25 protein-coding genes are annotated in these 26992 nt (G+C 66.7%); 22 read left to right on the top strand and 3 right to left on the bottom strand.

All coding sequences use genetic code 11. The features are described from left to right. Positions 1 to 79 precede the first annotated feature (79 nt). From ACTRWB_RS00205 to ACTRWB_RS00190, 4 genes are all read left to right on the top strand, one after another. Positions 80 to 1330 carry a DUF1479 domain-containing protein gene (locus ACTRWB_RS00205; RefSeq protein ID WP_446900538.1) on the top strand — a complete coding sequence of 417 codons (1251 nt, stop codon included), beginning with the start codon at positions 80 to 82 and terminating at the stop codon, positions 1328 to 1330. A gap of 209 nt (positions 1331 to 1539) precedes the next feature. Further along, positions 1540 to 2298 carry a dimethylarginine dimethylaminohydrolase family protein gene (locus ACTRWB_RS00200; protein WP_446900537.1) on the top strand — a complete coding sequence of 253 codons (759 nt, stop codon included), beginning with the start codon at positions 1540 to 1542 and terminating at the stop codon, positions 2296 to 2298. Between the two features lie 98 nt (positions 2299 to 2396). Further along, positions 2397 to 2861 (top strand): Lrp/AsnC family transcriptional regulator, encoded by a 465-nt coding sequence (locus tag ACTRWB_RS00195; RefSeq protein ID WP_048250506.1) that lies wholly within the window; start codon positions 2397 to 2399, stop codon positions 2859 to 2861. 99 nt (positions 2862 to 2960) lie between these two features. Beyond that, complete coding sequence (locus ACTRWB_RS00190) at positions 2961 to 4499, top strand: amino acid permease (RefSeq protein ID WP_129516936.1); 1539 nt, start codon at positions 2961 to 2963, stop codon at positions 4497 to 4499. A 167-nt stretch (positions 4500 to 4666) separates the two neighbouring features. On the opposite strand, the gene ACTRWB_RS00185 is transcribed toward ACTRWB_RS00190, so the two are convergent. Together ACTRWB_RS00185 and ACTRWB_RS00180 are read right to left on the bottom strand one after the other, a co-directional pair. Then, complete coding sequence (locus tag ACTRWB_RS00185) at positions 4667 to 5392, bottom strand: glutathione S-transferase (protein ID WP_446900536.1); 726 nt, start codon at positions 5390 to 5392, stop codon at positions 4667 to 4669. Positions 5393 to 5520: 128 nt separating this feature from the next. Then, positions 5521 to 5844 (bottom strand): cupin domain-containing protein, encoded by a 324-nt coding sequence (locus ACTRWB_RS00180; protein ID WP_446900535.1) that lies wholly within the window; start codon positions 5842 to 5844, stop codon positions 5521 to 5523. Positions 5845 to 6242: 398 nt separating this feature from the next. Between ACTRWB_RS00180 and ACTRWB_RS00175 the strand changes: the two genes are divergently transcribed. The 7 genes from ACTRWB_RS00175 (at position 6243) to asd (ending at position 12950) form a co-directional block, all read left to right on the top strand. Then, positions 6243 to 7064: a hypothetical protein gene (locus ACTRWB_RS00175; RefSeq protein WP_446900534.1), complete on the top strand. Its 822-nt coding sequence runs from the start codon at positions 6243 to 6245 to the stop codon at positions 7062 to 7064. A gap of 32 nt (positions 7065 to 7096) precedes the next feature. Further along, the gene (locus ACTRWB_RS00170; protein ID WP_446900533.1) at positions 7097 to 7855 is read left to right on the top strand and encodes a Tat pathway signal protein; all 759 of its coding nucleotides are present in this window, start codon (positions 7097 to 7099) and stop codon (positions 7853 to 7855) included. Between the two features lie 232 nt (positions 7856 to 8087). Further along, positions 8088 to 9497, top strand: coding sequence for a 3-isopropylmalate dehydratase large subunit (gene leuC / locus ACTRWB_RS00165; RefSeq protein WP_419689809.1), 1410 nt, complete (start codon positions 8088 to 8090; stop codon positions 9495 to 9497). 3 nt (positions 9498 to 9500) lie between these two features. Further along, on the top strand, positions 9501 to 9647 hold the full coding sequence (locus ACTRWB_RS00160; protein ID WP_021158717.1) for an entericidin A/B family lipoprotein: 147 nt from the start codon (positions 9501 to 9503) through the stop codon (positions 9645 to 9647). A 68-nt stretch (positions 9648 to 9715) separates the two neighbouring features. After that, complete coding sequence (gene leuD, locus ACTRWB_RS00155; protein ID WP_048250494.1) at positions 9716 to 10366, top strand: 3-isopropylmalate dehydratase small subunit; 651 nt, start codon at positions 9716 to 9718, stop codon at positions 10364 to 10366. 76 nt (positions 10367 to 10442) lie between these two features. Beyond that, a complete protein-coding gene (leuB, locus tag ACTRWB_RS00150) occupies positions 10443 to 11510 on the top strand; it encodes a 3-isopropylmalate dehydrogenase (RefSeq protein ID WP_446900532.1) in 1068 nt (355 codons plus the stop codon). A 318-nt stretch (positions 11511 to 11828) separates the two neighbouring features. Then, on the top strand, positions 11829 to 12950 hold the full coding sequence (gene asd / locus ACTRWB_RS00145) for an aspartate-semialdehyde dehydrogenase (RefSeq protein ID WP_034185812.1): 1122 nt from the start codon (positions 11829 to 11831) through the stop codon (positions 12948 to 12950). 102 nt (positions 12951 to 13052) lie between these two features. On the opposite strand, the gene flgE is transcribed toward asd, so the two are convergent. Next, positions 13053 to 14297: a flagellar hook protein FlgE gene (gene flgE / locus ACTRWB_RS00140; protein WP_446900531.1), complete on the bottom strand. Its 1245-nt coding sequence runs from the start codon at positions 14295 to 14297 to the stop codon at positions 13053 to 13055. Between the two features lie 802 nt (positions 14298 to 15099). Here flgE and ACTRWB_RS00135 point away from each other — a divergent pair. The 11 genes from ACTRWB_RS00135 to purF all read left to right on the top strand — a co-directional run bounded on the left by ACTRWB_RS00135 (position 15100) and on the right by purF (position 26957). After that, positions 15100 to 17172, top strand: a complete 2073-nt coding sequence (locus ACTRWB_RS00135; RefSeq protein ID WP_446900530.1) for a FimV/HubP family polar landmark protein — start codon at positions 15100 to 15102, stop codon at positions 17170 to 17172. After that, positions 17172 to 17984: a tRNA pseudouridine(38-40) synthase TruA gene (gene truA / locus ACTRWB_RS00130; protein ID WP_446900529.1), complete on the top strand. Its 813-nt coding sequence runs from the start codon at positions 17172 to 17174 to the stop codon at positions 17982 to 17984. The genes ACTRWB_RS00135 and truA overlap by 1 nt, the downstream gene beginning before the upstream one ends. Further along, the gene (locus tag ACTRWB_RS00125; RefSeq protein ID WP_193102175.1) at positions 17981 to 18682 is read left to right on the top strand and encodes a phosphoribosylanthranilate isomerase; all 702 of its coding nucleotides are present in this window, start codon (positions 17981 to 17983) and stop codon (positions 18680 to 18682) included. Before truA ends, ACTRWB_RS00125 begins: the two co-directional genes overlap by 4 nt. Positions 18683 to 18737: 55 nt before the next feature. After that, positions 18738 to 19931 carry a tryptophan synthase subunit beta gene (gene trpB, locus ACTRWB_RS00120; protein WP_129516945.1) on the top strand — a complete coding sequence of 398 codons (1194 nt, stop codon included), beginning with the start codon at positions 18738 to 18740 and terminating at the stop codon, positions 19929 to 19931. A 9-nt stretch (positions 19932 to 19940) separates the two neighbouring features. After that, on the top strand, positions 19941 to 20792 hold the full coding sequence (locus tag ACTRWB_RS00115; protein ID WP_343490334.1) for a DNA-methyltransferase: 852 nt from the start codon (positions 19941 to 19943) through the stop codon (positions 20790 to 20792). Positions 20793 to 20838: 46 nt separating this feature from the next. Beyond that, complete coding sequence (gene trpA, locus ACTRWB_RS00110) at positions 20839 to 21654, top strand: tryptophan synthase subunit alpha (RefSeq protein ID WP_446900528.1); 816 nt, start codon at positions 20839 to 20841, stop codon at positions 21652 to 21654. A 65-nt stretch (positions 21655 to 21719) separates the two neighbouring features. Further along, positions 21720 to 22592 (top strand): acetyl-CoA carboxylase, carboxyltransferase subunit beta, encoded by an 873-nt coding sequence (accD, locus tag ACTRWB_RS00105; protein WP_129516946.1) that lies wholly within the window; start codon positions 21720 to 21722, stop codon positions 22590 to 22592. Between the two features lie 100 nt (positions 22593 to 22692). After that, positions 22693 to 24003 (top strand): bifunctional tetrahydrofolate synthase/dihydrofolate synthase, encoded by a 1311-nt coding sequence (gene folC / locus ACTRWB_RS00100; RefSeq protein WP_446900527.1) that lies wholly within the window; start codon positions 22693 to 22695, stop codon positions 24001 to 24003. A gap of 29 nt (positions 24004 to 24032) precedes the next feature. Beyond that, the gene (locus tag ACTRWB_RS00095; protein WP_343490330.1) at positions 24033 to 24872 is read left to right on the top strand and encodes an SPOR domain-containing protein; all 840 of its coding nucleotides are present in this window, start codon (positions 24033 to 24035) and stop codon (positions 24870 to 24872) included. 6 nt (positions 24873 to 24878) lie between these two features. Continuing rightward, complete coding sequence (locus ACTRWB_RS00090) at positions 24879 to 25373, top strand: CvpA family protein (RefSeq protein ID WP_027782633.1); 495 nt, start codon at positions 24879 to 24881, stop codon at positions 25371 to 25373. A 51-nt stretch (positions 25374 to 25424) separates the two neighbouring features. Beyond that, positions 25425 to 26957, top strand: a complete 1533-nt coding sequence (gene purF / locus ACTRWB_RS00085; RefSeq protein ID WP_446900526.1) for an amidophosphoribosyltransferase — start codon at positions 25425 to 25427, stop codon at positions 26955 to 26957. Positions 26958 to 26992: the final 35 nt, after the last annotated feature.

Genomic DNA, 26992 nt, shown 5'->3' with positions numbered 1-26992 from the left:
ACCGGATAGTAGTGATAGTGGCCGTGCGCTCGCCGTACGCTGACAGCACATCACGACACGCTTCAGCGAGGAGACCACGATGCAACTGACGATTGACGATCTGCCCGCCGCGATCCGCGCGGCGAAACGCGCGCTGCGCGCCGACCTGCCCGGTTACGCGGCGACGTTCCGCGAGCTGGAGGGTGACATCGCGCGGCAGGTCGACGCGATCCGCCGCGCGCATGCGCATGGCCATGACGTGATTCCGGTGGTGCCGTTCGCGGATATCGCGGGCGGGACCGTCGATCCGGACGCAATTGCCGCGATCCGCACGCACGGCGCGGTCGTGATTCGCGGCGTATTCGATGCGCAGCAGGCGCGCGACTGGAACGACGAGATCGGCGCGTACCTGGAGTCGAACCGCTTCGCCGACCGGTTGAATGCGCGTGCCGAGGACCGCTATTTCGGCAATCTCGCGTCGGGCAAGCCGCAGATCTACGGCGTCTACTGGTCGAAGCCGCAGCTGGCCGCGCGCCAGTCGCGGGCGCTCACGCAGGCGCGTGTATTCCTGAACCGCCTGTGGCGGCATGCGGACGGCGCGCACACGCACTTCGATCCCGACCAGGTGCCCGCCTATGCGGACCGGATTCGCCGCCGGCCGCCGGGTTCGACGTCGCTCGGGCTGTCGCCGCATGTCGACGGCGGCTCCGTCGAGCGCTGGCTCGGCGCGAACTTCCGCCAAGTCTACCGTCACGTGCTGGCCGGTCGCTGGCGCGACTACGACCCGTTCGATGCCGCGTTTCGCCCCGACGTCGAGGAGATTCCGTCGCCGGCCGTGTGTTCGATGTTCCGCACGTTCCAGGGCTGGACCGCACTGACGCCGCAGGGGCCGGGCGACGGGACGCTGCAGCTGATTCCGGTGGCGAACGCGATGGCCTATGTCGTGCTGCGCGCGCTGCAGGACGATGTGGCCGACGACGACCTGTGCGGCGCACGTCCCGGCCGCGCGCTGTCGATCCGGCCCGAGTGGCACGCGCTGCTGCTCGATGCGCTGGTGCCGATCCCGCACATGGCGCCGGGCGACGCGGTGTTCTGGCACGGCGACGTCGTGCATGCGGTCGAGGATGCGCATCGCGGCAGCGGCGACAGCAACGTGATGTACATCGCGGCCGCGCCCGGCTGCGCGAAGAACGACGCGTACCTGCAGCGCCAGCAGGCCACGTTTCTGCGTGGCGAGAGCCCGCCCGACTTCCCGGCCGATCATTTCGAGGTCGAATTCGACGGACGCGGCGGGGAGGGCGATCTCACGGCGCTCGGCCGCGCGCAGATGGGGTTCGGGCCCGGCGCGTAACGGGCGCGCCGCGCGCGAAAGCGGCCGTTCGCGATGCAGCGGTCGGCCGTCTGCCGAATCCGCTGCCTGCCGCATGCAATTCGACGCAATCGGCTGTCGGCGCAGCCGAAATCGACGCGAATTGCGCAATTTGGCTTCCGATAATGGTCCGGACACAACGCAGCTGCCCCGTGCCCCGCACGGGTGTGGCGATGACCATGGAGGAGTCGATGCAATTTACGCAAGCGATCGTTCGCCGCCCCGCGCCGTCCTGTGCCGCGGGCCTGACCACCGCCGAACTCGGCGCACCCGACTATGACAAGACGCTCACGCAGTTCCACGCGTATTGCGACGCGCTGCGCACGCTCGGCGTCGCGCTGACCGAGCTGCCGCCGCTGGAGGCGTTCCCCGATTCGCACTTCGTCGAGGACGTCGCCGTCGTGACGCCGGAATTCGCGGTGATCACGCGCCCCGGTGCGCCCGCACGGCGCGGCGAGACGGTGCATATCGAAGCGGCGCTCGCCGCGCATCGCGACCTGCTGCCGATGCAGGAAGGCCGTCTCGACGGCGGCGACGTGATGCTGGTCGGCAAGCGCTTCTACATCGGCCTGACGGCGCGCACCGACGCCGAAGGCATCGCCGCGTTCGAATCGCTCGTGTCGCGCTACGGCTATTCGGTCGTCGCGGTGCCGGTGGGCGCCGGCCTGCACCTGAAATCGGTCGTCAACGCGCTCGGCGACGACACGCTGCTCGTGACCGAAGCGCTGGCCGCGCATCCGGCATTCGCCGACTATCGCCGGATCGCGATCTCGGCTGCCGACGAATACGCGGGCAACACGCTGCGCGTGAACGGCACGCTGATCACGCCGGCCGGCTATCCGCGCGTGCACGATGCGATCGCGTCGCTCGGGCTGCCGCTGCACGTGATCGACACGAGCGAGTTCCGCAAGATGGACGGCGGCCTGACCTGCCTGTCGCTGCGGTTCTAGCCGATTGGCGCGCGGCCGCTTCGGCCGGATAATGTGGCCCCCGCGCGGAAAAGGAGACGTTCCGCGCACCAGCCACGACCTGACCGGAGCGAACGCGGATGACCGACAAGAAGATGCAGCTCGACAAGATCGATCTCCGGATCCTCGACATTCTGCGCACCGACGGACGGATTTCATACCGGAAGCTGTCGGAGCTCGTGAACCTCACGCCGCGGCCATGTCAGGCGCGCGTGGAGCGACTCGAGGCGCTGGGCGTGATCGAAGGCTACCGGGCGGTGATCAAGGCGCCGCGCGCGACCAAGCCGGTCGTCGTGATCGCGCAGATCGTGCTGGCCGACCACGGTCGTTCGCAGGCGCCGTTCGAGGACGAGATGCGGGCGAATCCGGCCGTGCTCGATTGCTGGCTCGTCAGCGGCACGTTCGATTTTCTCGTGCGGCTCGCGTGCGAGGATCTCGACGAGTACCGGCGGATCGCGAACGTCTGGCTGGAAAGCCCGCGGTTCCGGATCGAAAAGATCGTGACGACGGCTGAACTGCAGGCGATCAAGCGCAGCGTCGTTTGACGCGGCCGGGAAGGTCCGGCTTCCATGCGAATGACCGAATCAATCGATTTGTATTCCGAATCAAATCGATCGAACCGAAATCCAATCAAGGTGAAAACTATGGATGCTTTGCAAGCGGCAGCGGAGACGGCCGCACCGTCCGGGACGACGCTCAAGCGCCGTCTGCAGGGCCGCCACATCGCGATGATCGCGATCGGCGGCTCGATCGGCACGGGGCTGTTCGTCGCGTCGGGCGCGTCGGTCGCGCAGGCGGGGCCGGGCGGTGCGATCGCCGCGTATATCGCGATCGGGATCATGGTCTATTTCGTCGTCACGGGCCTCGGCGAGATGGCGGCGCTGATGCCGGTGTCGGGTTCGTTCGCGATCTACGGCGAGAAATACGTGGATGAAGGCTTCGGCGTCGCGCTCGGCTGGACCTACTGGTACAGCTGGGCCGTAACGATCGCGATCGAGTTGGTGGCCGCGCAGATCGTGATGCGCTACTGGTTTCCAGCCGTGCCGGGCGTATGGTGGGGTGCGGCCTTTCTCGTGCTGATCTTCCTGCTGAATACGCTGTCGGTGCGCGGCTTCGGCGAATCGGAATACTGGTTCTCGCTGATCAAGGTCGTCACCGTGATCGCGTTCATCGCGGCCGGGCTGCTGATCGCGGCCGGCGTGCTTGGCACCGGGCATCCGGTCGGCTGGCATAACTTCACGACCGGCGACGCGCCGTTCGTCGGCGGCGTGCACGCGATGATGAGTGTTGCGCTGATCGCGGGATTCTCGTTTCTCGGCACCGAGCTGGTCGGGATCACGGCCGGCGAATCGGAGAATCCGCGCAAGACGATCCCGCGCGCGGTGAAGCAGATCTTCTGGCGGATCATGCTGTTCTATGTGCTCGCGATTTTCGTGATCGGCTTGCTCGTGCCGTACACGGACCCGAACCTGCTGAAGAGCGACGTGACCGACATCGGCGTGAGCCCGTTCACGCTGGTGTTCAGCCATGCGGGCTTCGGGCTTGCCGCCGGCGCGATGAATCTCGTGATCCTGACGGCCGTGCTGTCGGCCGGCAATTCCGGCACGTACGCGGCGACGCGGATGCTGTACAACCTCGCTTCGGAAGGGCGCGCGCCGGCGATGTTCGCGACGCTGTCGCCGGGCGGCGTGCCGCGCAACGCGCTGTACGCGACGATGGCCGTCGGCGGGCTGTGCTTCCTCACGTCGCTGACCAACAACCAGAGCATCTATCTGTGGCTGCTGAATACGGTCGGCATCACGGGTTTCATCGCGTGGCTCGGCATCGCGGTCTGCCATTACCGGTTCCGCAAGGGGTTCCTGAAGCAGGGCTACCGGCTCGATCAGCTGCCGTATCGCGCGAAGTGGTTCCCGTTCGGGCCGCTGTTCGCGATCGCGATCTGCATCGTGATCTCGCTCGGGCAGGATTACCAGGCGTTCTTCGCGGCCCGCATCGACTGGATGGAAGTGCTGTCGATCTATGTGTGGATTCCTCTGTTCGTCGCGATCTGGTGGGCGTATCGCCGTGCGCGCAAGAGCCGGCTCGTGCGCTACGAGGAGATGGAGATCGGGCCGTGGCTGACGCGCTCGGTCGAGGCGATCGATGCGGCGGCGGAGCCGCGCGAGCGATCGAGCGGCGCGTAGTGCACGTGCCGTTTCGACGCGGGGCTGCAGGGGTTCGCGGCGGCTGAGTGAGCCGCCGCGTTCAGGCCGGACAGTCGACCCACGCGAGCACCTTCTGCGGCACATGCGTGGTCGCGTGAACGGGAATGGTGCCGCCGCGCGCGACGACGCACGTGTGTCGGCAGCCGTTACTTGTCGAGCTCAGGATAGTGCCGGAAGATCCCCATGTCGTTGAACGGGATGCGGCGCTCCGACTCGAGATAGCGCGCGACGGGCGGATGCTGCGCGACGCGGTCGTGCAGCGCGACGAGTGCCGCGACCTTCCGCTCCGCACGCTTCATCGCCTTCGGAAACGCGTAGCGCAGGCCCTCGACGAGCTGGAACATCGACAGGTCCACGTAGCTGAGCGCGCTGCCGGCGATGTAGCCGCCCTTGTGCGGATTCTGTTCGAGCACGCGATCGAAGTAGCCGAGGAATTTCGGCAGCCGGTTCTCGAGGAAATCGGCCGCGCGCTCGGCGGCTTCCGCTTGCTGGTCCTCGTAGTACAGGCAGCTTGCGATCGGATGATGCGTGTCGTGGATCTCGGTGACGAAATCGGCGACGGTCAGCTGGAGCTGGTGCACCCACAGCCGGCCGGCTTCGTCGTCGGGCGCGAGCCCGAGCCGCGTACCGAGAAACAGCAGGATGTTCGCGGTCTGCCCGACGACGATGTCGTCGGCCTTCAGGAACGGCGGCGCGAGCGGTAGGCATTCCGCCTTCGTGCTGTCCATCATGCGCATCATCGCCGACACGCCCATCCCGCGCCCCGATTCGCGCGCGACGTCGACATAGTCGGCTTCGGCCGCCTCGAGCGCGAGCCGCACGTATTCGCCGCGGCCCTGGATCTCGGGCCAGTAATAGAGTTCATATCGCATGCTGTGCTCCTGTCCGCTGAACCGGCTGTTGGCGGTTTCGTGAAGACCGGGCGGCCGTGCGCCGCCCGTTGCGAATAGACAGTCTAGAAGATCACGGGAAAAGCGCTGCGCGCGTTACGCGTGACGCTTCACTCGCCGCGTTCACCGCCTTCGGGGCCGTAGAAGAATACCCACGTCGAGAAGTCGTCGGAGAAGCCGACGAAGCGATGCTCCGCGTGCGCGGCGACGAACAGCGCATCGCCGGCCGCGACGTCGCATTCGCGACCGTCGACGACGAAGCGCGACGTGCCGGTCGCGATCACGTAAACCTCGTCGCGCGTATGCGGCTTCTGTTTGTCCTCGACGCGCGGCCGGTACAGTTCGACGTCGAGCGAACCGTGGCGAAACAGTGTCATGAACAGCGTGCCTTCGTAGTCGAGGCGCGCAAGCGATTCGTTCAGGCCGAGCTTCATCGTGGTGGGCTCCGGATCCGATCGTGGGGACGTGCGTTGCATCATCGTATCGCGAAATTGGGCGATCACGGTTCAGCGCGCGACGATGCACGCGAATCGCATCGCTCGCCACCGATGAAACATCGGCAAGCCTGTTCGCCACGCATGAAACAAAATCGTCCATCGGTGAAACGGCGTCACGATGCGCCTGCATTCGATCGACAGGTTCACCGCAATTTAATAAACGCCCACTACGATCCAGCATCGTCGATCGACAGCGTGCTGCGATCCGATCCGCGCGTCGATCCTGTCGCCCGTCTTCCAACCGCGCGACGTGCCCGATTGTCATTTCCCGTGAACCCGCGATTTGCATCGCCGCGACTCGTCGCCGGCGCTGTTCGCATCGTTTCGTATTTCTTATGAATCTGAATCCGTCGGCCTCTTCACGCAGAAAATTTCTTGCCGCCGCACCGGCCGTTGCTGCGGCACCGCTGCTGAGCGCATGCGGCGGCGACGACGTTACGTCGGCGCCCATCACCGATACGGCGCTTGCTGCCCAGATGTCCGCAAAACTGAACGCGCAGCTCGGCGATGCGGCGACGGTCAACGCGATCGTGCCGGCGCTGACCGACGTCGGCTTCACGTGGGACCTGCCGACGGCCCCGGCCGCGCAGGTCGGCGCGATCGTTGCGTACAGCTTCGGCAATCGTCCGAACGCGGCGAGCGGCAACACGTCGAGCAACGGCGGCAACCAGGCCGCGCTGCCCGATCCGGGGCCGGTCAACGAAGCGCTCGCGGATGCCGTGTACCGCATCCGCCAGTTGAAACCCGTGAAGGTCTACGCGCAGTGGGAAATCGCGCGCTTTCTCGTGTCGAAATACGGGATGGGCACCGACGTGTTGTCGTCGATCGAGCCAGTGATCGCGAGCGACGGTTCGATCGTGTACCTGAGCACGGCAGGCGTCGCGGCGGTGGCCGTATCGCGCGCGGGCGGCGCGGCCGCGATGGGCACTGTCGCGGTGGTCGGCCATCGCGACCATGCGAAGCGCTGCATCCAGACCTCGCAGCAGGCGGGCATGAAGGCGGCAGCCGTTGCCGAGGTGCCGCTCCCGACGACGTACGACCCGCAGTCGGGCCAGCCGTGGACGCGCAATCGCAGCCTGTATCTCGTGCACGACATGTATGCGCAGATGCTTGGCCGCGCGATGGCCGCGACGATGCAGGCGTTCCCGAAGGGCTGACGCCTTCCGTTCTCCACTCAAATTTTATGACCATGACGACCCGCCGCCATTTCCTGGCTTCCACTTCCGTGTTCGCCGCGTCGTGCGCCGCCAGCGCGCCGAGTTTCGCGAGCGACGCACCGGTTTCCGATGCCGAACTGCAACGCCAGATGCTCGGCAAGCTGACGACCGAGCTGAACGACCAAGCAACGGCTGCCGACGAGACCGGCTACCTGTTCGACACCTTCTTCTCGTGGACGCCGCCGACCGTCGATTCGAGCCGCATCCGCACGATCATTGCGTACGGCTTCGGCAGTCGCGCGCCGGCATCCGGCACCGTGCCCGTACCGGGGCCGGTGAACGAAGCGATCGCCGATGCGGTGTTCCGGCTTCGCCAGACGATTGCGATGCCGGTTTTCGCGCAGCAGGAGGTCGCGACGGTGCTCGCGTCGAAGTACGGGCTGACGGCCGGCGTGACGTCGATCGCGACGCCTGCCGCGGTTGCCGGCAGCCCGATCCCGACGCCCGACGGCGTCGCCGCCGCGATCGTCCGGCAGGCTGGCTCGGCCGCGGCGCTCGGCGCGGTCGGGATCGTCACGCACGCGGATCAGGCGTCGATCGCCGTGCGCGTGTCGAATGCGGCGGGGATGCAGGCGGCGGTGCCGGCCGGGCTGGCGCTGCCGTCGCTCTACGATACATCCGCGCAGCAGCCGGCGATGCGCCGCCGCGATCTGTACCTGATGAGCAATGTCGGCATGCAGCTCGCGATGCTGCGGCTCGATTTGATCAACCGCGAATATCCGAACGGTTGAGCCGCGGGGCTTCGGCCCGGCGCGCGCGATCCGGGCGACGCGATCCGCGATCGCAGTTCACCGGATCCCGCGCGCCCCGTTTGCCGGGTAATGCCGATACAGGTATTGGCACTACTAGCCAAACCACTGTTTTTAATGGGTTTTTTCGCATCCGGCCTGCGCCGTGACGCGTTCTGCGTGGCATAATCGACCGCATCCGTAAGGCTTGTAGTCACAACGACCCCGCATACCCATGGCACAGACTCTCTACGACAAACTGTGGAATACCCACGTGGTCCACACCGAGGATGACGGCACGACTTTGCTGTACATCGACCGTCAGCTGCTGCATGAAGTCACGAGCCCGCAGGCGTTCGAAGGGCTGAAGATCGCGCAGCGTCCGGTGTGGCGCATCAGCGCGAACCTGGCCGTGTCGGACCACAACGTGCCGACCACGGACCGCAGCCACGGCATCGCCGATCCCGTCTCGAAGCTGCAGGTCGATACGCTCGACTCGAACTGCGATGCGTTCGGCATCACGCAGTTCAAGATGAACGACGTGCGCCAGGGCATCGTCCACATCATCGGGCCGGAGCAGGGCGCGACGCTGCCGGGCATGACGATCGTGTGCGGCGATTCGCATACGTCGACGCACGGCGCGTTCGGCGCGCTCGCGCACGGCATCGGCACGTCGGAAGTCGAGCACGTGCTCGCGACGCAAACGCTGCTGCAGAAGAAGAGCAAGAACATGCTCGTGAAGGTCGAGGGCGCACTGCCGCGCGGCTGTACCGCGAAGGACATCGTGCTCGCGATCATCGGCAAGATCGGCACGGCAGGCGGCACGGGCTACGCGATCGAATTCGGCGGCTCGACGATCCGCGCGCTGACGATGGAAGGCCGCATGACGGTCTGCAACATGGCGATCGAGGCCGGCGCGCGCGCGGGCATGGTCGCCGTCGACGACACGACGATCGATTACCTGAAGGGCCGTCCGTTCGTGCCGACCGGCGCGGAATGGGACCAGGCCGTCGAGTACTGGCGCCAGTTCAAGTCCGACGAAGGCGCGCAGTTCGACCGCGTGGTCGAACTGAATGCGGCCGAGATCGTCCCGCAGGTCACGTGGGGTACGTCGCCGGAAATGGTCACGTCGATCGACGGTCGCGTGCCCGATCCCGAGCGCGAGAAGGATCCGGTCAAGCGCGACGCGATGGAGCGCGCGCTGGCCTACATGGCGCTCGAGCCGAACACGCCGATGGAAGCGATCAAGGTCGACAAGATCTTCATCGGCTCGTGCACGAACGCGCGGATCGAGGATATCCGCGCGGCCGCGTATGTCGTGAAGAAGCTGAACCGTCGCATCGCGTCGAACGTGCGTCTCGCGATGGTCGTGCCGGGCTCGGGCCTCGTGAAGGCGCAGGCCGAACGCGAGGGGCTCGACAAGGTGTTCACGGACGCCGGTTTCGAATGGCGCGAGCCGGGCTGCTCGATGTGCCTCGCGATGAACGCGGACCGGCTCGAGCCGGGCGAGCGCTGCGCGTCGACGTCGAACCGCAACTTCGAGGGCCGGCAGGGCGCGGGCGGTCGCACGCACCTCGTGAGCCCCGCGATGGCCGCCGCCGCGGCGATCGAAGGTCACTTCGTCGACATTCGCAAGCTGGGGTAACGCGTGACGGCATCCAAGGTCATCGCGCGGCTGGTCGCCGCGCTGGCGCTGGCGGGGCTGGGTTTCGGCCTCGCCGGCTGCAATACCGTCCAGGGCTTCGGGCAGGACGTCAACGCCGCCGGCAACGCGCTGAAGCGCGCCGCGGAGTGACGATTCCCGCCGAGAATTTGTCGATGTGCGCCGGCTGAACGCCGGCCCTCCAACCGGATAGACGGATCATGGAAAAATTCAATGTGCATACCGGCGTCGTGGCGCCGCTCGATCGCGAGAACGTCGACACCGACGCGATCATCCCGAAGCAGTTCCTGAAGTCGATCAAGCGCACGGGCTTCGGTCCGAACGCGTTCGACGAATGGCGCTACCTCGATCACGGCGAGCCGGGCCAGGACAACTCGAAGCGTCCGCTGAATCCCGACTTCGTGCTGAACCAGCCGCGCTACCAGGGCGCGTCGGTGCTGGTCGCGCGCAAGAACTTCGGCTGCGGCAGCTCGCGCGAGCACGCACCGTGGGCGCTGCAGCAGTATGGCTTCCGCGCGATCATCGCGCCGAGCTTCGCGGACATCTTCTTCAACAACTGCTACAAGAACGGTCTGCTGCCGATCGTGCTGACCGAGCAGCAGGTCGATCACCTGTTCAACGACACGTACGCGTTCAACGGTTATCAGCTGACGATCGACCTCGACGCGCAGGTCGTGCGCACGGGCGACGGCCGCGAGTATCCGTTCGAGATCGCCGCGTTCCGCAAGTACTGCCTGCTGAACGGCTTCGACGACATCGGCCTCACGCTGCGCCACGCGGACAAGATCCGCCAGTTCGAAGCAGAACGGCTCGTGAAGCAGCCGTGGCTCAACACCAAGCTGGTCGGCTGATATCGCCTTCGAGGCGGGCGCGCTGTCGGCGCGCTCGTCGGCCTGCCTCCATAACCTACCCAGTCAGGAATAACGCATGAAGATTGCAGTGCTGCCCGGCGACGGCATCGGTCCGGAAATCGTCAATGAAGCCGTGAAGGTGTTGAACGCACTCGACGAGACGTTCGAGCTCGAGCAGGCGCCGGTCGGCGGCGCGGGCTACGAGGCGAGCGGTCATCCGCTGCCCGACGCGACGCTGAAGCTCGCGAAGGAAGCCGACGCGATCCTGTTCGGCGCGGTCGGCGACTGGAAGTACGACTCGCTCGAGCGCGCGCTGCGCCCCGAGCAGGCGATCCTCGGGCTGCGCAAGCATCTCGAGCTGTTCGCGAACTTCCGTCCGGCGATCTGCTATCCGCAGCTCGTCGATGCGTCGCCGCTCAAGCCCGAGCTCGTCGCGGGCCTCGACATCCTGATCGTGCGCGAACTGAACGGCGACATCTACTTCGGCCAGCCGCGCGGCGTGCGCGCCGCACCGGACGGCCCGTTCGCCGGCGAGCGCGAAGGCTTCGACACGATGCGCTACTCGGAACCGGAAGTGCGCCGCATCGCGCACGTCGCGTTCCAGGCGGCACGCAAGCGCGCGAAGAAGCTGCTGTCGGTCGACAAGTCGAACGTGCTCGAAACGTCGCAGTTCTGGCGCGACATCATGATCGACGTGTCGAAGGAATACGCGGACGTCGAGCTGTCGCACATGTATGTCGACAACGCGGCGATGCAGCTCGCGAAGGCGCCGAAGCAGTTCGACGTGGTCGTGACGGGCAACATGTTCGGCGACATCCTGTCGGATGAAGCGTCGATGCTGACGGGCTCGATCGGCATGCTGCCGTCGGCGTCGCTCGACAAGAACAACAAGGGCCTGTACGAACCGTCGCACGGTTCGGCGCCGGACATCGCGGGCAAGGGCATCGCGAATCCGCTCGCGACGATCCTGTCGGCCGCGATGCTGCTGCGCTACTCGCTGAATCGCGCGGAGCAGGCCGATCGCATCGAGCGCGCGGTGAAAACGGTGCTCGAACAGGGTTACCGGACGGGCGACATCGCGACGCCGGGCGGCAAGCTGGTCGGCACGACCGCAATGGGCGATGCGGTGATCGCGGCGCTGTAAGCGGCGCGGCAACCACGCAGGCAATCATGTAGAAAGGGCGCGAACGGGCCGCAAAATCGGCCGGTTTGCGCGCGGTTGGCCGTTGTGCGGCCAACCGGCTTTGTGTAGACTCGAACGATGGCGCATATTTCCCTGATCTCCCCGGTCTTGAAACTCCACGGCAACATTGCCCGTGCGGGTGCGCGCGCCATCGTCATCACGAAAACCATTACCACGAAAACGATCATTAAACGCTGATCGTCCGTCGTGCCCGCCTTTTTCCCCGCGCGGTCACAGCGGGGACGGAAATGGCGGGGAAGCTCCATCAAAGGGTTAGTCATGAACGTAGGTCTCGTAGGTTGGCGCGGCATGGTCGGCAGCGTCCTGATGCAGCGCATGCAGGAAGAGGGCGATTTCGACCTGATCGAACCGGTGTTTTTCAGCACCAGCAACACGGGCGGCAAAGCGCCGTCGTTCGCGAAAAACGAGACTACGCTCAAGGACGCGACCAACGTCGACGAGCTGAAGAAGTGCGACGTGATCATCACGTGCCAGGGCGGCGACTACACGAACGACGTGTTCCCGAAGCTGCGCGCGGCCGGCTGGAACGGCTACTGGATCGATGCGGCATCGTCGCTGCGGATGAAGGACGACGCGGTCATCATCCTCGATCCGGTCAACCTCGACGTGATCAAGGACGCGCTGGTCAAGGGCACGAAGAACTTCGTCGGCGGCAACTGCACGGTCAGCCTGATGCTGATGGCGCTGGGCGGCCTGTTCCGCGAGAATCTCGTCGACTGGATGACGGCGATGACCTACCAGGCCGCATCGGGCGCGGGCGCGCAGAACATGCGCGAGCTGCTGTCGCAGATGGGCACGCTGAACGGCGCGGTGCAGGAGCAGCTCGCCGATCCGGCTTCCGCGATTCTCGACATCGACCGCCGCGTGCTGGCCGCGATGAACAGCGATGCGATGCCGACCAGCCACTTCGGCGTGCCGCTCGCCGGCTCGCTGATCCCGTGGATCGACAAGGATCTCGGCAACGGGATGTCGAAGGAAGAGTGGAAGGGCGGCGCGGAAACCAACAAGATCCTCGGCAAGCCGGCCATGGGCGAGCCGGGCTCGATCCCGGTCGACGGCCTGTGCGTGCGGATCGGCGCAATGCGCTGCCACTCGCAGGCGCTGACGATCAAGCTGAAGAAGGATGTGCCGCTCGACGAGATCAACGGCATCCTCGCCTCGGCGAACGACTGGGTGAAGGTCGTGCCGAACGAGCGCGAAGCATCGATGCGCGACCTGTCGCCGGCGAAGATCACCGGCACGCTGACGGTGCCGGTCGGCCGCCTGCGCAAGCTCGCGATGGGCGGCGAATACCTGTCGGCGTTCACGGTCGGCGACCAGCTGCTGTGGGGCGCGGCCGAGCCGCTGCGCCGCATGCTGCGCATCCTGCTCGACAAGTAAGCCCGCTTGCCGGTCCGGCCCGAGGGCCGGGCTGCACAAGATGACGCGCCGCGTCGGCCTTGACGATGTCAAGGCTGGCGCGGCGCGTTTTTCATGCGCGGATCAGCGCAGGTTCAGCAGCGTCTGGTCGACCGTCTGCTGGGTCTTGATCGTCTGCGCATTCGCCTGGTAATTGCGTTGCGCGGTGATCAGGTTCACGAGCTCGGTCGTCAGGTTGACGTTCGAGTTTTCCAGCGCGCTCCCCTGCAGCGTGCCGTGGTTCGTGCTGCCCGGCGCGGAGATCTGCGGCACGCCCGACGCGGCGGATTCGGTGTACTGGTTGCCGCCGATGTTCACGAGCCCGTTCGGGTTGTTGAAGTTCGCGAGCGCGATCAGGCCGAGCAGCGCGCTCTGGCCGTTGGAGTAGTTGCCGGTCAGCTTGCCGTCGGGGCCGATCGAGAACGTCGTCAGCGTGCCGCTCGCGAAACCGTCCTGCGCGAGATTGGTCACGCCGTTCTTCCCGCCGTACTGCGTCGTGCCGCTCAGGTCGAGCGTCAGGTTCTGCGGGTTCGCGCCGCCCGTCGTGTTGGGGACCGAGAACGCGAACTGGCCGAGGCTCGGCGTCGGCTGGCCGGTGGCGGCCGAGGTTGTCGAGCTGATCCGGCCCGACGTGTCGAACGTGACCGTGCCGAGATTCGTCGGCGTCTGGCCCTGCACGCCCGCGTACGCCTGCCAGGTGCCGGCCGCGCCCTTCGTGAAATACATCGTGACCTGCTGCGAGCCACCGAGCGTGTCGTAGACCTGGATCGACGAGTTGTAGTTGTACGTCGTGTTGTCGGTCGCGTTGAACGGCGTCTTGGCCGGCACCTTGTCCTGCGAGTTCAGGTTGAACTGACCGGTGATCTTGGTCGTCGCCTGCGGCGCGATGTTGTTGGTCGGCGCCTGCAGCGGCACGGTCGCCGCGGTGTTGATCGCGCCGCCCGCGCCTGCCGCATAGCCCATCAGGTTGCGGTTTTGCGAGTCGACGATGGCGCCGTTCTTGTCGCGGTGGAACGTGCCGTCACGCGAGTACGTCGTCACGCCGTTGTTCGACATCTGGAAGAAACCGTTGCCGTTGATCGCGATATCCAGCGACGAGTGGGTCGTATTGATCGTCCCCTGGCCGAACTGCTGCTGCACCGACGCGAGCTGCGTGCCGATGCCGATCTGCGTGTTGACCGACGTCGCGACCGAATTCGCATACATGTCGGAGAAGTTCGCGCGGCCCTGCTTGAAGCCGGTCGTGTTTGCGTTCGCGATGTTGTTGCCGATCACGTCGAGATTGCTCGACGCGCCGGCCAACCCGCTCAAACCCTGCTGATAGCCCATGTTCGATCCCCGTAACGAGCTGGTGAGTGAATGCAGTCGTGCGACTGCGCGATGACCCCCTGGCACCTCACGGCGTCAGCCCGGCCCGCGCTCCCGCCTTTCCGGCATGTGCGAACGCGATGGTCGAATTGCGCCGATTCTTGTTTGAAGTCGATCGTAGCGACCGCAATTATTTGATCTGTGTAATTTTGTGTAATGTAATTGAATTGCCGGTGAAACGATTGCTTTTGTACGACCAATGGGGAGGGCGATATGAGCTGTAAGCCTTATGGGGCGGGGCTTTCAGGGTTGAAATGTTCAATTCGACGATAAGAGAGGGGAATTGCCTTCTTATCGTTCAATTGAAATTTATTGGAATGGGATTGGCCGGGCGGTGGGATTTGTTTTGATTGTCGGCTGTTAATCCATTAACGGCAGGCGGTGCGAATTATTGAGCGCGCGCGCCCGATTCCGCGGCCGCGGTTCCGCGTCGGGCGCCCGGGCGGGCGAGCCTCCGGTGCGCGCCCGAAAGCCGCATGATTCGTTCGGGATGCGAGGGCTTTTGTTCATCGGGGAGCGCTCTTTTGACCACCCTGGCACGCCGGCTGCAGCGTGCGGACCGGGGCGGGGGCGCGGCCGGTTGCACCTGCGGGCGACGAATTCGGCCCGAACCCGATCGCGTGAAGTAAACTACGCGGTTACGACGCACAGACCCGCCTAAAGCGTCGCGTTCCGCGCGACGCTTTTGCATTTCTGCGGCAACTTTATTGACGCTTCCAACCGCGAATCCGAGCCGCGCCCGCGCGCGGCGATAGAGCCAACGATGTCCCGAATTTCCTTGTTTCCGCGTCAGTCCCGTCTGTCGCGCGCCGTGCGTGGCGCGCTGGCGATCCTGGCGCTCGGCGCAGCCGCGTCGGCCTGGGCGGCCGGCACCGGCGAACTGCCGGCTTCCGCTGCCGGCGCCGCGCCGCTTACCGTGACGGTCCAGCCGGGCCAGTCGCTGAACGATCTCGCGAAAGCGGCCACGCAGTCGCACGATCCCGGTGTGCTCGCGCGCGCCGGCCGCGCGCTGTTCGACGCCAATCCGCAGGCGTTCATGAAGCATGATGCGAGTCGCCTGAAAGTCGGTGCGACGCTGACCGTGCCCGCGCTCGACGCGACAGGCGCGGCACTCGCGCCGGCCGGTGCCTCTGGTGCTTCCGGTGTGGTGGCAGCCTCGGCGCCCGCCGCCGCATCGGGCGGGGTGGCGGTCGCGCAGCATGGCGCGTCCGCGCCGCATCCGGTGTCGGCCGTGCAATCCGCGTCGGTGGCGCCGGCCGTGCATGCGGCTCCGGTGAGTGGTGCGAGCGTCGCGACGGCTGCGGGGGCGTCGGCTTCGGTCAGCGCGTCGGCTGTCGACAACATGCAGCCGGCGGCGCCCGCGGCCGGTGCAAGCGGCCCGCACGTGTGGAGCGGTGCGATCCAGTCGGCGCCGTCGTCCGCGAGCGAGGTTGCGGTCCAGCCTGCGCCGGGCAGCCAGGGTTCCGGCGCGAACGAACCGGCCGGCGCGGCGCCCGTCGCGGGCGCGTCGCAGCCGCGGCCGTCGAGCCTGCAGCAATTGCTGGCGCTGAAGAACCGCGTGTTGATGGAGTTGCAGAAGCACGGCATCGGCAAGCCGGCCGGGCCGAACGACGTCGCGCCGTCGACTGCGCCGGCTCCTGCCGCGCCGCGTGCGGCCGCGAACGATGCGGGTGCGTCGGCTGCCGCGTCGACAGCAGGCGAAGCCGCGTCCGGCGTAGCCGCCAGCGCGGTGCAACCGGCATCGGCGCCCGTGCAACCGGCGACACCGGTGGCGGTGCCTGCGCGCCGTGCCGAGCAGATGGACTGGCGTCCGGCCGCAGTGGCCGGCGCGGCCGTGATCGTCCTCGCGGCCGGTTTCATGTGGCGCAAGCGCCGCAAGGGCCGGCGCACGGACGATACGGGTACGGCGGCTGCCGCAGCGGGCGGTGCCGCGGCTGCGGAAGCTGATATTGCGCCGGCCGTCGAACGCGAACTGCCGATCCAGCCCGAAATGCCGGTCTCCCGCGACGCGGCTGCCGACCTGCACCTTGCCGCGGCGACTGCCGCAGCGGCGGAGACGATCGAGCCGCACGATGCGGATGCCGCGACGGTGCCGGAAGCGGCGAAGCCGCATGACGAGCAGCTCGAGTCGCCGTCCGCCCACGCCGAAGACCCGCCCGCGAGCGAGGCGGCCACGCCGCCGACGCCGCACGACACGGAACCGGTGGAAGAGGCCGCCGCCGACCAGTCGGCCGAGACGCCGGCCGCGCCTTTGGCGCCCGAAGCGCAGCACGCGGCGCTGATGCAGAACGCGATCAGCGCGCTCAACAGCCTCGACATGCCGCTGCCGCCGCGCGCACCTGACGAGCTGTCGCCGGCGTCGCTGGCATCGGACGAGCCGGCTGCTCGGGCAGAGCCGTCCAACACCGATCAAATCGCAACTAACGGTCAATTCGCGCCGCACCCGCCGATTGGCTCGGATGATCCGACCCCGGAACATCCGGCCGACCAGGATGACGAGTTCGATTGGGACCCGGACGCGGCTACGCCCGCCGGCCACGCAGGCGGCCCGTCCGCGACGTCGACGCTGCCGCCGCTCGGCGGCGCGCAGTTCGGTGCGCTGAAGCTCGATTTCGATCTCGACCTGCCGTCCACGCCGGGCGCCGCGCTGCCCGCGCTGACGCCGGGCGAACTCGCACGCATCGCGCGCAACAAGCTGGATCTCGCGTCCGAGTACGTCGAACTGGGCGACCTGTCCGGCGCGCGGACGCTGCTGCAGGAAGTGGTCGACGCGAACGACGCCGCGACGCGCGACGACGCGCGTGCGCTGCTCGCGAAACTGGCGGACGAGGCGTGATGCGGATCGCACTGGGTATCCAGTACGACGGCGCGGCGTTCTGCGGCTGGCAGGCGCAGCCGCACGGCAAGACCGTGCAGAATGAACTCGAGCACGCGCTGGCCGAGTTCGCGCGGGTGCCGTTGCACACGACGGTGGCAGGGCGGACCGACACCGGCGTGCACGGGCTCGGGCAGGTCGTGCATTTCGACACGGAACTCGATCGCGACGATTTCTCGTGGGTGCGCGGCACCAACGCGTTCCTGCCGTCGACCGTGTCGGTGCAATGGGCGAAGCCGATGCCGGAGGCCTTCAACGCGCGTTTCTCGGCGTTCGAGCGCACCTATTACTACGTGCTGTACGTGCACCCCGTGCGTTCGCCGATGCTGGCCGGCCGCGCGGGCTGGATCCATACGCCGCTCGACGACGACGCGATGCGCGCCGCCGCCGCGCACCTGATCGGCGAGCACGACTTCTCGTCGTTCCGGTCGTCGGAATGCCAGTCGAAGACGCCGGTCAAACACCTGTATCAGATCGACGTGCGGCGCGCGGGCCATTTCATCCATTTCCGCTTTCGTGCCAACGCGTTCCTGCACCACATGGTGCGCAACCTGATGGGCTGCCTCGTCGCGGTCGGGCGCGGCCGCTATCCGGCCGACTGGGTCGCCGACGTGCTGGCCGGGCGCGACCGCGGCCTCGCGGCGCCCACGTTCATGGCCGACGGGCTGTACCTCGCCCACGTCGGCTACCCGGCGGAATTCGCCGTCCCGCCCGCGCAGCTCGGCAGCATGCCGTGGAGCAGCGTCTGGGCCGATCTGGACCTTCAATCATGACGGATCACGCGGTTTCTCCTTCGACTCCCGCCGCGGCCGGCCTGCCGCCGCGCACGCGCATCAAGTTGTGCGGGCTGTCGCGTCCCGAGGACGTGCTGCACGCGGCGGCGCTCGGCGCCGATGCGATCGGCCTCGTGTTCTACCCGAAGAGCCCGCGCGCGGTGACGATCGCACAGGCGGCCGAACTCGCGCGCCTGGCGCCGCCGTTCGTGTCGGTGGTCGGGCTGTTCGTGAATGCGACCGAAGCGGAGATCGAGGCCGTCGTGCGCGACGTGCCGCTCACGCTGCTGCAGTTCCACGGCGACGAGACGCCCGAGCAGTGCGATGCGCTCGGCCGCGCGGCCCGCCTGCCGTGGCTGCGCGCGGTGCGCGTCGGCCCCTCGACGCAGCCGTCCGATTTGGTAGAATCGGACCTTCATTATTCGAAAGCGCGCGGCCTCCTGTTCGACACCCTGGTGCCGGACTACGGTGGTAGCGGCAAGGTCTTCGATTGGTCTCTTATTCCCGCAGAGCTCGCGCGTCGGGCCGTTTTGAGTGGTGGCTTGAACGCGCAAAACGTCGGTGATGCGATCCGCCAGCTGCGCCCGTTTGCTGTCGATGTCTCGAGTGGCATCGAAGTGGAGGGCGCGAAGGGCGTGAAGGATCATGCCCGAATGGCGGCGTTCGTACGCGCGGTGCGCGAAGCGGACGCCGGGTGATGCAAGCCGGTGCGGCCCCGAAAGCGGGGCGCATCGACCGATCGAGAGAGACACCATGTACAACCTTCCTGATAGTCGCGGCCACTTCGGCCCGTATGGCGGCGTGTTCGTCGCCGAGACGCTGATTCACGCGCTGGACGAACTGCGCGCGGCGTATGAAAAATTCCAGAACGATCCCGACTTCGTCGCCGAATTCGAGCGCGAGCTGAAGCATTTCGTCGGCCGTCCGTCGCCGATCTATCACGCGCAGCGCTGGAGCGAGACGCTCGGCGGCGCGCAGATCTACCTGAAGCGCGAGGACCTGAACCACACGGGCGCGCACAAGATCAACAACGTGATCGGCCAGGCGCTGCTCGCGAAGCGCATGGGCAAGAAGCGCGTGATCGCCGAAACCGGCGCCGGCCAGCACGGCGTCGCGACCGCGACGATCTGCGCGCGCTTCGGGATGGAGTGCATCGTCTACATGGGTTCCGAGGACGTGCGCCGGCAGGCCGCGAACGTCTACCGGATGAAGCTGCTCGGCGCGACGGTCGTGCCGGTCGAGTCGGGTTCGCGCACGCTGAAGGATGCGCTGAACGAGGCGATGCGCGACTGGGTCACGAACATCGAGAGCACGTTCTACATCATCGGCACGGTCGCGGGCCCGCATCCTTACCCGATGATGGTGCGCGACTTCCAGCGCGTGATCGGCGACGAGTGCAAGGTGCAGATGCCCGAGCTCGCGGGCCGGCAGCCGGACGCGGTGATCGCCTGCGTCGGCGGCGGTTCGAACGCGATGGGCATCTTCTATCCGTACATCGATGATCAATCGGTACAGCTGATCGGCGTCGAAGCGGCCGGCGACGGCCTCGACACGGGCCATCACGCGGCGTCGCTGATCGCCGGCAGCCCGGGCGTGCTGCACGGCAACCGCACGTACCTGCTGCAGGACGACAACGGCCAGATCATCGAGACGCATTCGGTATCGGCGGGCCTCGACTATCCGGGTGTCGGCCCCGAGCACGCATGGCTGAAGGACAGCGGCCGCGCGCAGTATGTCCCGATCACCGACGAGGAAGCGCTGAAGGCGTTCCACGACTGCTGCCGGATCGAGGGGATCATTCCCGCGCTCGAGTCGAGCCACGCGATCGCATATGGCGTAAAGCTCGCGCCGACGTTGCCGAAGGACAAGATCCTGCTCGTCAACCTGTCGGGCCGTGGCGACAAGGACATGCACACGGTCGCCGAGCGATCGGGTATCGAGCTCTGACCCCGACCGATGCGTGACCTGATCGAAGAACCGGGCGGCGGTGCCGCGAGCGAGGCGGAGGCGGTTCAGCCTGCCGCCGCCGTGCCGCGCGCGCTGCCGTCCGGTATCGAACTGCATAACCGCGATTTCCTGACCCATGCCGCGCACCTGCCGGACGCGTCGATCGACCTGATCGTCGCGGATCCGCCGTACGGGCTCGGCAAGGACTACGGCAACGACTCGGACAAGCTGTCGGGCGACGTGTTTCTCGCGTGGACGCGCGAGTGGCTCGAACTGGCGATTCCGAAGCTCAAGCCGAGCGGGTCGATGTACATCTTCTGCACATGGCAGTACGCGCCCGAAATCTTCAGTTTCCTGAAGACGCAGCTCACGATGGTCAACGAGATCATCTGGGACCGGCGCGTGCCGAGCATGGGCGGCACGACGCGCCGTTTCACGTCGGTGCACGACAACATCGGCTTTTTCGCGGTTTCCAAGGCGTATTACTTCGATCTCGATCCGGTCCGCATCCCGTACGACGCCGACACGAAGAAGGCCCGCTCGCGCAAGCTGTTCGAAGGCAGCAAGTGGCTGGAGATGGGCTACAACCCGAAGGACGTCTGGTCGGTCTCGCGCCTGCACCGGCAGCACGCGGAGCGCGTCGATCATCCGACCCAGAAGCCGCTGGAAATCATCGAGCGGATGGTGCTCGCAAGCTGCCCGCCGGGCGGCCGCGTGCTCGATCCGTTCATGGGCAGCGGCACGACCGCGGTGGCCTGCGCACGGCAGGGGCGCGACTTCGTCGGCTACGAGATCAACGAAAGTTATTGTGCGATCGCGCACGAGCGCGTGAACGCGCTCGCCGCGCCGGCATGCGCGTGAATCGCGCCGCCGCATCGCCGAACGCAATGCATCCAGGAAAATTGCCATGTCCCGTATCCAGCAGACCTTCGCCGCGCTCTCCGAACAAGGCCGTAAGGGCCTGATCCCGTTCATCACGGCCGGCGACCCCGACCCCGCGAAGACCGTCGAATTCATGCACGCGCTCGCCGAAGGCGGCGCCGACGTGATCGAACTCGGCGTGCCGTTCTCGGACCCGATGGCCGACGGCCCCGTGATCCAGCGCTCGTCGGAACGTGCGCTCGCGCGCGGCGTCACGCTGAAGAGCGTGCTCGCCGACGTGAAGCGCTTCCGGGAAACCGACCCCAAAACCCCCGTCGTGCTGATGGGCTATGCGAACCCGATCGAGCGGATGGGCGTCGACGCGTTCGCGGCCGAAGCACAGGCGGCCGGTGTCGACGGCGTGCTCGTCGTCGACTATCCGCCGGAAGAGGCGGGCGTGTTCGCCGAAAAGATGCGCGCCGCGCAGATCGATCCGATCTTCCTGCTCGCGCCCACGTCGACCGACGAACGCATCGCCGACGTCGGCAAGATCGCGAGCGGCTACGTGTACTACGTGTCGCTCAAGGGCGTGACCGGTGCGGGAAATCTGGATGTTTCAAGCATTGCGGGTAAAATCCCGGCCATCAAGTCGCGCGTGCCGGTTCCGGTGGGCGTCGGCTTCGGTATCCGCGACGCCGAAACGGCGCGCGCGGTGGCCGAAGTGTCGGACGCCGTCGTGATCGGCAGCCGTCTGGTGCAGCTGCTCGAAAGCGCCGCGCCGGAAGGCGCCGCCGCCGCGCTGAAGACGTTCATCGCCGAGCTGCGTGCCGCGCTGGACGGCGCGGGCAAGGCGGCGCGATAACACCAACATAGGAAGGCGGGAACGGGCCACGCGGCCCGGCCCGCCACGGAACAGGAAATCATACGATGAGCTGGCTCGACAAACTGTTGCCGCCGAAGATCAAGCAGACCGACCCGAAAAGCCGCAAGGGCATTCCGGAAGGCCTGTGGGTCAAGTGCCCGTCCTGCGAGGCCGTGCTGTACCGCAACGACGTGGACGCGAACCTGCACGTGTGCCCGAAGTGCGATCACCACATGCGCATCGGCGCGCGCGAGCGTCTCGATGGGTTGCTCGATCCGGAAGGCCGTTACGAGATCGGCCAGGAAGTCGTGCCGGTCGACACGCTGAAGTTCAAGGACAGCCGCAAGTACCCCGATCGTCTGAAGGAAGCGATGGACGAGACGGGCGAGACCGACGCGATGGTCGTGATGGGCGGTGCGATCCACACGCTGCCCGTCGTCGCGGCCTGCTTCGAGTTCTCGTTCATGGGCGGCTCGATGGGCTCGGTCGTCGGCGAGCGTTTCGCACGCGGCGCGCAGAACGCGCTGGAACAGCACGTGCCGTTCATCTGCTTCACGGCGTCCGGCGGCGCACGGATGCAGGAAAGCCTGCTGTCGCTGATGCAGATGGCCAAAACCACCGCGATGCTGACCAAGCTGGCCGAAGCGAAGCTGCCGTTCATCTCGGTGCTGACCGACCCGACGATGGGTGGCGTGTCGGCGAGCTTTGCGTTCCTCGGCGACGTCGTGATCGCCGAACCGAAGGCGCTGATCGGTTTTGCCGGCCCGCGCGTGATCGAACAGACGGTCCGCGAGAAGCTGCCGGAAGGTTTCCAGCGTGCCGAATTCCTGCTGACGACGGGTGCGATCGACATGATCGTCGACCGCCGCAAGATGCGCGACGAGATCGCGCAGCTGCTCGCGCTGCTGCAGCGACAGCCGGCCGACGCGCTGGCCTGACCGGCGCAAGGTGGTGAACTCTGCGCGTCGCCTGGCTTCAGCGTCAGGCGGCGCGCTTCGTTTTTTGGCGTAGTGGCGGTACCGATCCAGATTTGATCCGATGAGCACTTTTCCCACTCTCGACGCGTGGCTTTCGCATCTCGAACGCGCGCACCCGGTCGGCATCGACATGGGCCTGACCCGCATCGGGCAGGTCAAGACGGCGCTGCAGCTCGAATTCGCGTGCCCCGTCATCACCGTCGGCGGCACGAACGGCAAGGGTTCGACCTGCGCGTTCCTCGAGACGATTCTCGTGCGCGCGGGTTACAAGGTCGGCTGCCACACGTCGCCGCACCTGCTCGAATTCAACGAGCGCGCACGCGTGAACGGGCAGAACGTCACCGATGACGAACTGCTGCCGCACTTCGAGGCCGTCGAAGCCGCGCGCACGTCGCTGCCCGAGCCCGTGTCGCTCACGTACTTCGAATTCACGACGCTCGCGATCCTGCATCTGTTCGCGTCGCGCGGGCTCGACGCGGTGATTCTCGAAGTCGGCCTCGGCGGCCGGCTCGACGCGGTCAACATCATCGATACCGATTGCGCGATCGTCACGAGCATCGACATCGACCACACCGAATATCTCGGCGACACGCGCGAGAAGATCGCGTTCGAGAAGGCCGGGATCTTCCGCGCGGGCAAGCCGGCGATCTGCGGCGATCCGGCCGTGCCGCAGACGCTCGTCGACCACGCCGAAGCGATCGGCGCCGACCTGTGGCTCGTCGGCCGCGATTTCCGCTACGAGGCGCAGGCAGGTGCGGAGCGCCAGCAGTGGAGCTACCTCGGTCGCGAGAAGCGTTATCCGGCGCTCGCGTATCCGGCGCTGCGCGGCGCGAATCAGCTGATCAATGCGTCGGCCGCGCTCGCCGCGCTCGAGGCGCTGCGCCCGCTGCTGCCGGTGTCCGCGCAGGACATCCGGCTCGGGCTCGCGAACGTCGAGCTGCCGGGGCGCTTCCAGGTGCTGCCCGGCAAGCCGGCGATCGTGCTCGACGTCGCGCACAACCCGCACGCGGCGGCCGTGCTCGAGCAGAATCTCGGCAACATGGGCTTCTTCCCGTACACGTACGCGGTGTTCGGCGCGATGCACGACAAGGACATCGACGGCGTGCTGCGGCACCTGAAGGGCGAGATCGACCACTGGTGCGTGACCGACCTGCCGCTGCCGCGCGCGGCCTCCGCGGAGCAGCTCGAAGCCGCGCTGCGCAAGGCCGGCGTGGAGGAGGGGGCCGATTCGAGCGTGACGCGTTACGCGTCGCCCGCCGAAGCGTTTCGCGATGCACTAAAAAGAGCATCCGAGAATGATAGAATCGTGGTTTTCGGCAGTTTCCATACGGTTGCCGGCGTGCTGGCCTACCGTAAATCGCAGCAACACTGACTGACGGGCAGTTTCGGACTCAGCCATTCATGGGAATTTTCTCGTTCGGCAAAAAAGACGACGACGCGCCCACGCGGCGCGGCGGTCGCACCGGGACCTCCCGGAACGTGCGCACGGAGCGCACTGAACGCGTCGAGCGACGCTCACGCCGCACCGAGCGTCCGGAATCGGACGCGCTGCTCCTCGATCCGACCCTTCCAGAAAAGCAACGCGCGCGCCGTCGCCTCGTCGGCGCGATCGCGCTCGTCGTGGCCGCCGTGATCGTGCTGCCGATGGTGCTCGATTCGCACCCGAAGCCGGTGACGGACGACATCGCGATCGACATCCCGAACCGGCCCGCGCACCAGGCGGTCGCGCCGCGCGACGACGACGCATCCGATGTGCAGGCGGGCGTCGCGCACGACGAGCCGCCGGCGTCCGATGCCGCGATCGCGGCGGTCCCGGCGCCCGCGCCGAAGGATGCCGACAAGCCGGCCGCGAAACCCGATACGACGACCACGGCAAGCGTGACGCCGCCGAAGCCGGCCGCCCCCGCGGCGAAACCGGCCGCGCCGAAGCCCGCCGCGCCGAAGCCGGCGCCCGCGACGGTCGCGAATGCCGACACCGCGAGCCCGGACAGCGGCGATGCATCGTCGCCGGCGTCGCCGGCCGGTGCGCGCTTCGCGGTGCAGCTCGGTTCGTTCAAGGATGACGCGACGGCCCGTTCGTGGGCCACCAAGTTGAAATCGGCGGGCGTGCCCGCATATGTCGAGCATCGCAAGCAGGCGGACGGCAGCACGGCTACACTGCTGCGTGCGGGCCCATTCGCGGATCGCTCGGCGGCTTCCGCCGCGATCGCGAAGGTGCGCGAAGCCGGTCTGACGCAATAACGCACGATGCTGACGGCTTTCGACTACGCTGTATTGGCGGTGATCGTGTTGTCGGCGCTACGCGGTGCGTGGCGCGGCTTCGTCTCGGAGATTTTCGGGCTGATCGGCTGGATTGCGGCGATCGTGATCGCGGGCCGCTACGTCGGGCTGGTCGTGCCATATATCCCGGCTAACTGGCCGGGCGGCGCGCTGACGCAGTGGGTGATCGCCTTCGCGTTGCTCGTGATCGGCGTCGTGCTGGTCGCCGGTGTCGCGAACGCGCTGCTGTCGCGGATCGCACAGGCGAGTGGCCTGGGCGGCGTCGACCGCTCGCTGGGCATGATGTTCGGGCTCGTCCGCGGCTGCGTGCTGGTGGTGCTGCTGGTCGCGGCGGCCGGGTTGACCGAACTGCCCAAACAGGATTTCTGGCGCAATGCGCTATTGCGTCCTTTTGCCGAACAGGGCGTGCACGAGCTGAAGCAGCTCCTGCCCGACGGCATGGCCCAGTACGTACGCGTGTGACGACGCGGCCGGGCAGGACGGAACCGATTTTGTCATTCTGAAGGACATGCCATGTGCGGCATCGTAGGCGTTATCTCCCAATCCCCGGTCAATCAGCTGATCTATGACAGCTTGCTGCTGCTGCAGCATCGCGGTCAGGACGCAGCGGGCATCGCGACGGCGGACGGCAGCAATTTCCACATGTACAAGGCGAACGGCATGGTGCGCGACGTGTTCCGCACGCGCAACATGCGCAGCCTGCCCGGCACCTACGGCATCGGCCAGGTGCGCTACCCGACGGCCGGTTCGGCGACGAGCGAAGCCGAGGCGCAGCCGTTCTACGTGAACGCGCCGTTCGGGATCATCCTCGCGCACAACGGCAACCTGACGAACTGGCCGCAACTGAAGGACGAGATGTTCCGGATCGATCGCCGGCACATCAATACCAATTCCGACAGCGAAGTGCTGCTCAACGTGTTCGCGCACGAGCTGCAACTGTCGACCACGGGCCTCGAGCTCGATCCGGCGTCGGTGTTCAAGGCCGTGTCGGGCGTGCATCGCCGCCTGCAGGGTTCGTATGCGATCGTGTCGCTGATCGCCGGCTACGGCCTGCTCGCGTTCCGCGATCCGTTCGGCATCCGTCCGCTCTGCCTCGGCAAGCTCGAGACCGAGCACGGCACCGAGTGGATGGTCGCGTCGGAGTCGGTGGCGGTCGAAGGCATCGGTTTCGAATTCGTGCGCGACGTGCGGCCCGGCGAAGCGATCTTCATCGACCCGGCCGGCAACTTCCACAGCCAGCAGTGCGCGGAAAAGCCGACGCTGAACCCGTGCATGTTCGAATACGTGTACCTCGCGCGTCCGGATTCGTGTCTCGACGGCGTGCCGGTCTACAACGTGCGCCTGCGCATGGGCGACTATCTCGCCGAGAAGATCAAGCGCGAGCTGCCGAACGTGCCGATCGACGTCGTGATGCCGATTCCCGATTCGTCGCGCCCGGCCGCGATGCAGGTCGCCGCGAAGCTCGGCGTCGAGTATCGCGAAGGCTTTTTCAAGAACCGCTACGTCGGCCGCACGTTCATCATGCCGGGGCAGGCCGTGCGCAAGAAGTCGGTGCGCCAGAAGCTCAACGCGATGAGCATCGAGTTCAAGGACAAGAACGTGCTGATCGTCGACGATTCGATCGTGCGCGGCACGACCTCGCACGAAATCGTGCAGATGGCGCGCGATGCGGGCGCGAAGTCGGTGATCTTCGCGTCGGCGGCGCCGCCGGTGAAGTTCCCGAACGTGTACGGCATCGACATGCCGACGCGCGGCGAGCTCGTCGCGCACGGCCGCACCGACGACGAAGTCGCGAAGATCATCGGCGCCGACCACCTGATCTATCAGGATGTCGACGATCTGCGCCGCGCGGTGCGCGACATCAACCCGAAGCTCGAAGGCTTCGAGGCGTCGTGCTTCGACGGCAACTACATCACCGGCGACGTGACGCCCGAGTATCTCGACAGGGTCGAGCGCGCACGCCTCACGCCGGCGTCGCAGGCCGATCGCGACACGGCCGGCGAGACCGAGCGCTCGCAGATGAACCTGCAATTGTCGGTCGAGTGACACCGGCGTACGCTTTCGCCGAAGCGTGATAGGAT

It is taken from the genome of Burkholderia sp. YIM B11467 (assembly GCF_052952715.1).
This window is presented reverse-complemented; position numbering and strand designations above follow the sequence as displayed.

Bases quoted from the DNA above. Each gene is read 5' to 3' on its own strand.
- leuC (WP_419689809.1), top strand. From the start codon at position 8,088: ATGGCACAGACTCTCTACGACAAACTGTGGAATACCCACGTGGTCCAC.
- ACTRWB_RS00090 (WP_027782633.1), top strand. From the start codon at position 24,879: ATGCTGACGGCTTTCGACTACGCTGTATTGGCGGTGATCGTGTTGTCG.
- purF (WP_446900526.1), top strand. From the start codon at position 25,425: ATGTGCGGCATCGTAGGCGTTATCTCCCAATCCCCGGTCAATCAGCTG.
- ACTRWB_RS00205 (WP_446900538.1), top strand. From the start codon at position 80: ATGCAACTGACGATTGACGATCTGCCCGCCGCGATCCGCGCGGCGAAA.
- ACTRWB_RS00195 (WP_048250506.1), top strand. From the start codon at position 2,397: ATGACCGACAAGAAGATGCAGCTCGACAAGATCGATCTCCGGATCCTC.
- truA (WP_446900529.1), top strand. From the start codon at position 17,172: ATGCGGATCGCACTGGGTATCCAGTACGACGGCGCGGCGTTCTGCGGC.
- flgE (WP_446900531.1), bottom strand. From the start codon at position 14,297: ATGGGCTATCAGCAGGGTTTGAGCGGGTTGGCCGGCGCGTCGAGCAAT.
- ACTRWB_RS00125 (WP_193102175.1), top strand. From the start codon at position 17,981: ATGACGGATCACGCGGTTTCTCCTTCGACTCCCGCCGCGGCCGGCCTG.
- asd (WP_034185812.1), top strand. From the start codon at position 11,829: ATGAACGTAGGTCTCGTAGGTTGGCGCGGCATGGTCGGCAGCGTCCTG.
- folC (WP_446900527.1), top strand. From the start codon at position 22,693: ATGAGCACTTTTCCCACTCTCGACGCGTGGCTTTCGCATCTCGAACGC.
- ACTRWB_RS00095 (WP_343490330.1), top strand. From the start codon at position 24,033: ATGGGAATTTTCTCGTTCGGCAAAAAAGACGACGACGCGCCCACGCGG.
- ACTRWB_RS00190 (WP_129516936.1), top strand. From the start codon at position 2,961: ATGGATGCTTTGCAAGCGGCAGCGGAGACGGCCGCACCGTCCGGGACG.
- ACTRWB_RS00200 (WP_446900537.1), top strand. From the start codon at position 1,540: ATGCAATTTACGCAAGCGATCGTTCGCCGCCCCGCGCCGTCCTGTGCC.
- ACTRWB_RS00135 (WP_446900530.1), top strand. From the start codon at position 15,100: ATGTCCCGAATTTCCTTGTTTCCGCGTCAGTCCCGTCTGTCGCGCGCC.
- ACTRWB_RS00185 (WP_446900536.1), bottom strand. From the start codon at position 5,392: ATGCGATATGAACTCTATTACTGGCCCGAGATCCAGGGCCGCGGCGAA.
- ACTRWB_RS00175 (WP_446900534.1), top strand. From the start codon at position 6,243: ATGAATCTGAATCCGTCGGCCTCTTCACGCAGAAAATTTCTTGCCGCC.
- trpB (WP_129516945.1), top strand. From the start codon at position 18,738: ATGTACAACCTTCCTGATAGTCGCGGCCACTTCGGCCCGTATGGCGGC.
- ACTRWB_RS00115 (WP_343490334.1), top strand. From the start codon at position 19,941: ATGCGTGACCTGATCGAAGAACCGGGCGGCGGTGCCGCGAGCGAGGCG.
- ACTRWB_RS00170 (WP_446900533.1), top strand. From the start codon at position 7,097: ATGACGACCCGCCGCCATTTCCTGGCTTCCACTTCCGTGTTCGCCGCG.
- ACTRWB_RS00180 (WP_446900535.1), bottom strand. From the start codon at position 5,844: ATGAAGCTCGGCCTGAACGAATCGCTTGCGCGCCTCGACTACGAAGGC.
- leuB (WP_446900532.1), top strand. From the start codon at position 10,443: ATGAAGATTGCAGTGCTGCCCGGCGACGGCATCGGTCCGGAAATCGTC.
- trpA (WP_446900528.1), top strand. From the start codon at position 20,839: ATGTCCCGTATCCAGCAGACCTTCGCCGCGCTCTCCGAACAAGGCCGT.
- leuD (WP_048250494.1), top strand. From the start codon at position 9,716: ATGGAAAAATTCAATGTGCATACCGGCGTCGTGGCGCCGCTCGATCGC.
- accD (WP_129516946.1), top strand. From the start codon at position 21,720: ATGAGCTGGCTCGACAAACTGTTGCCGCCGAAGATCAAGCAGACCGAC.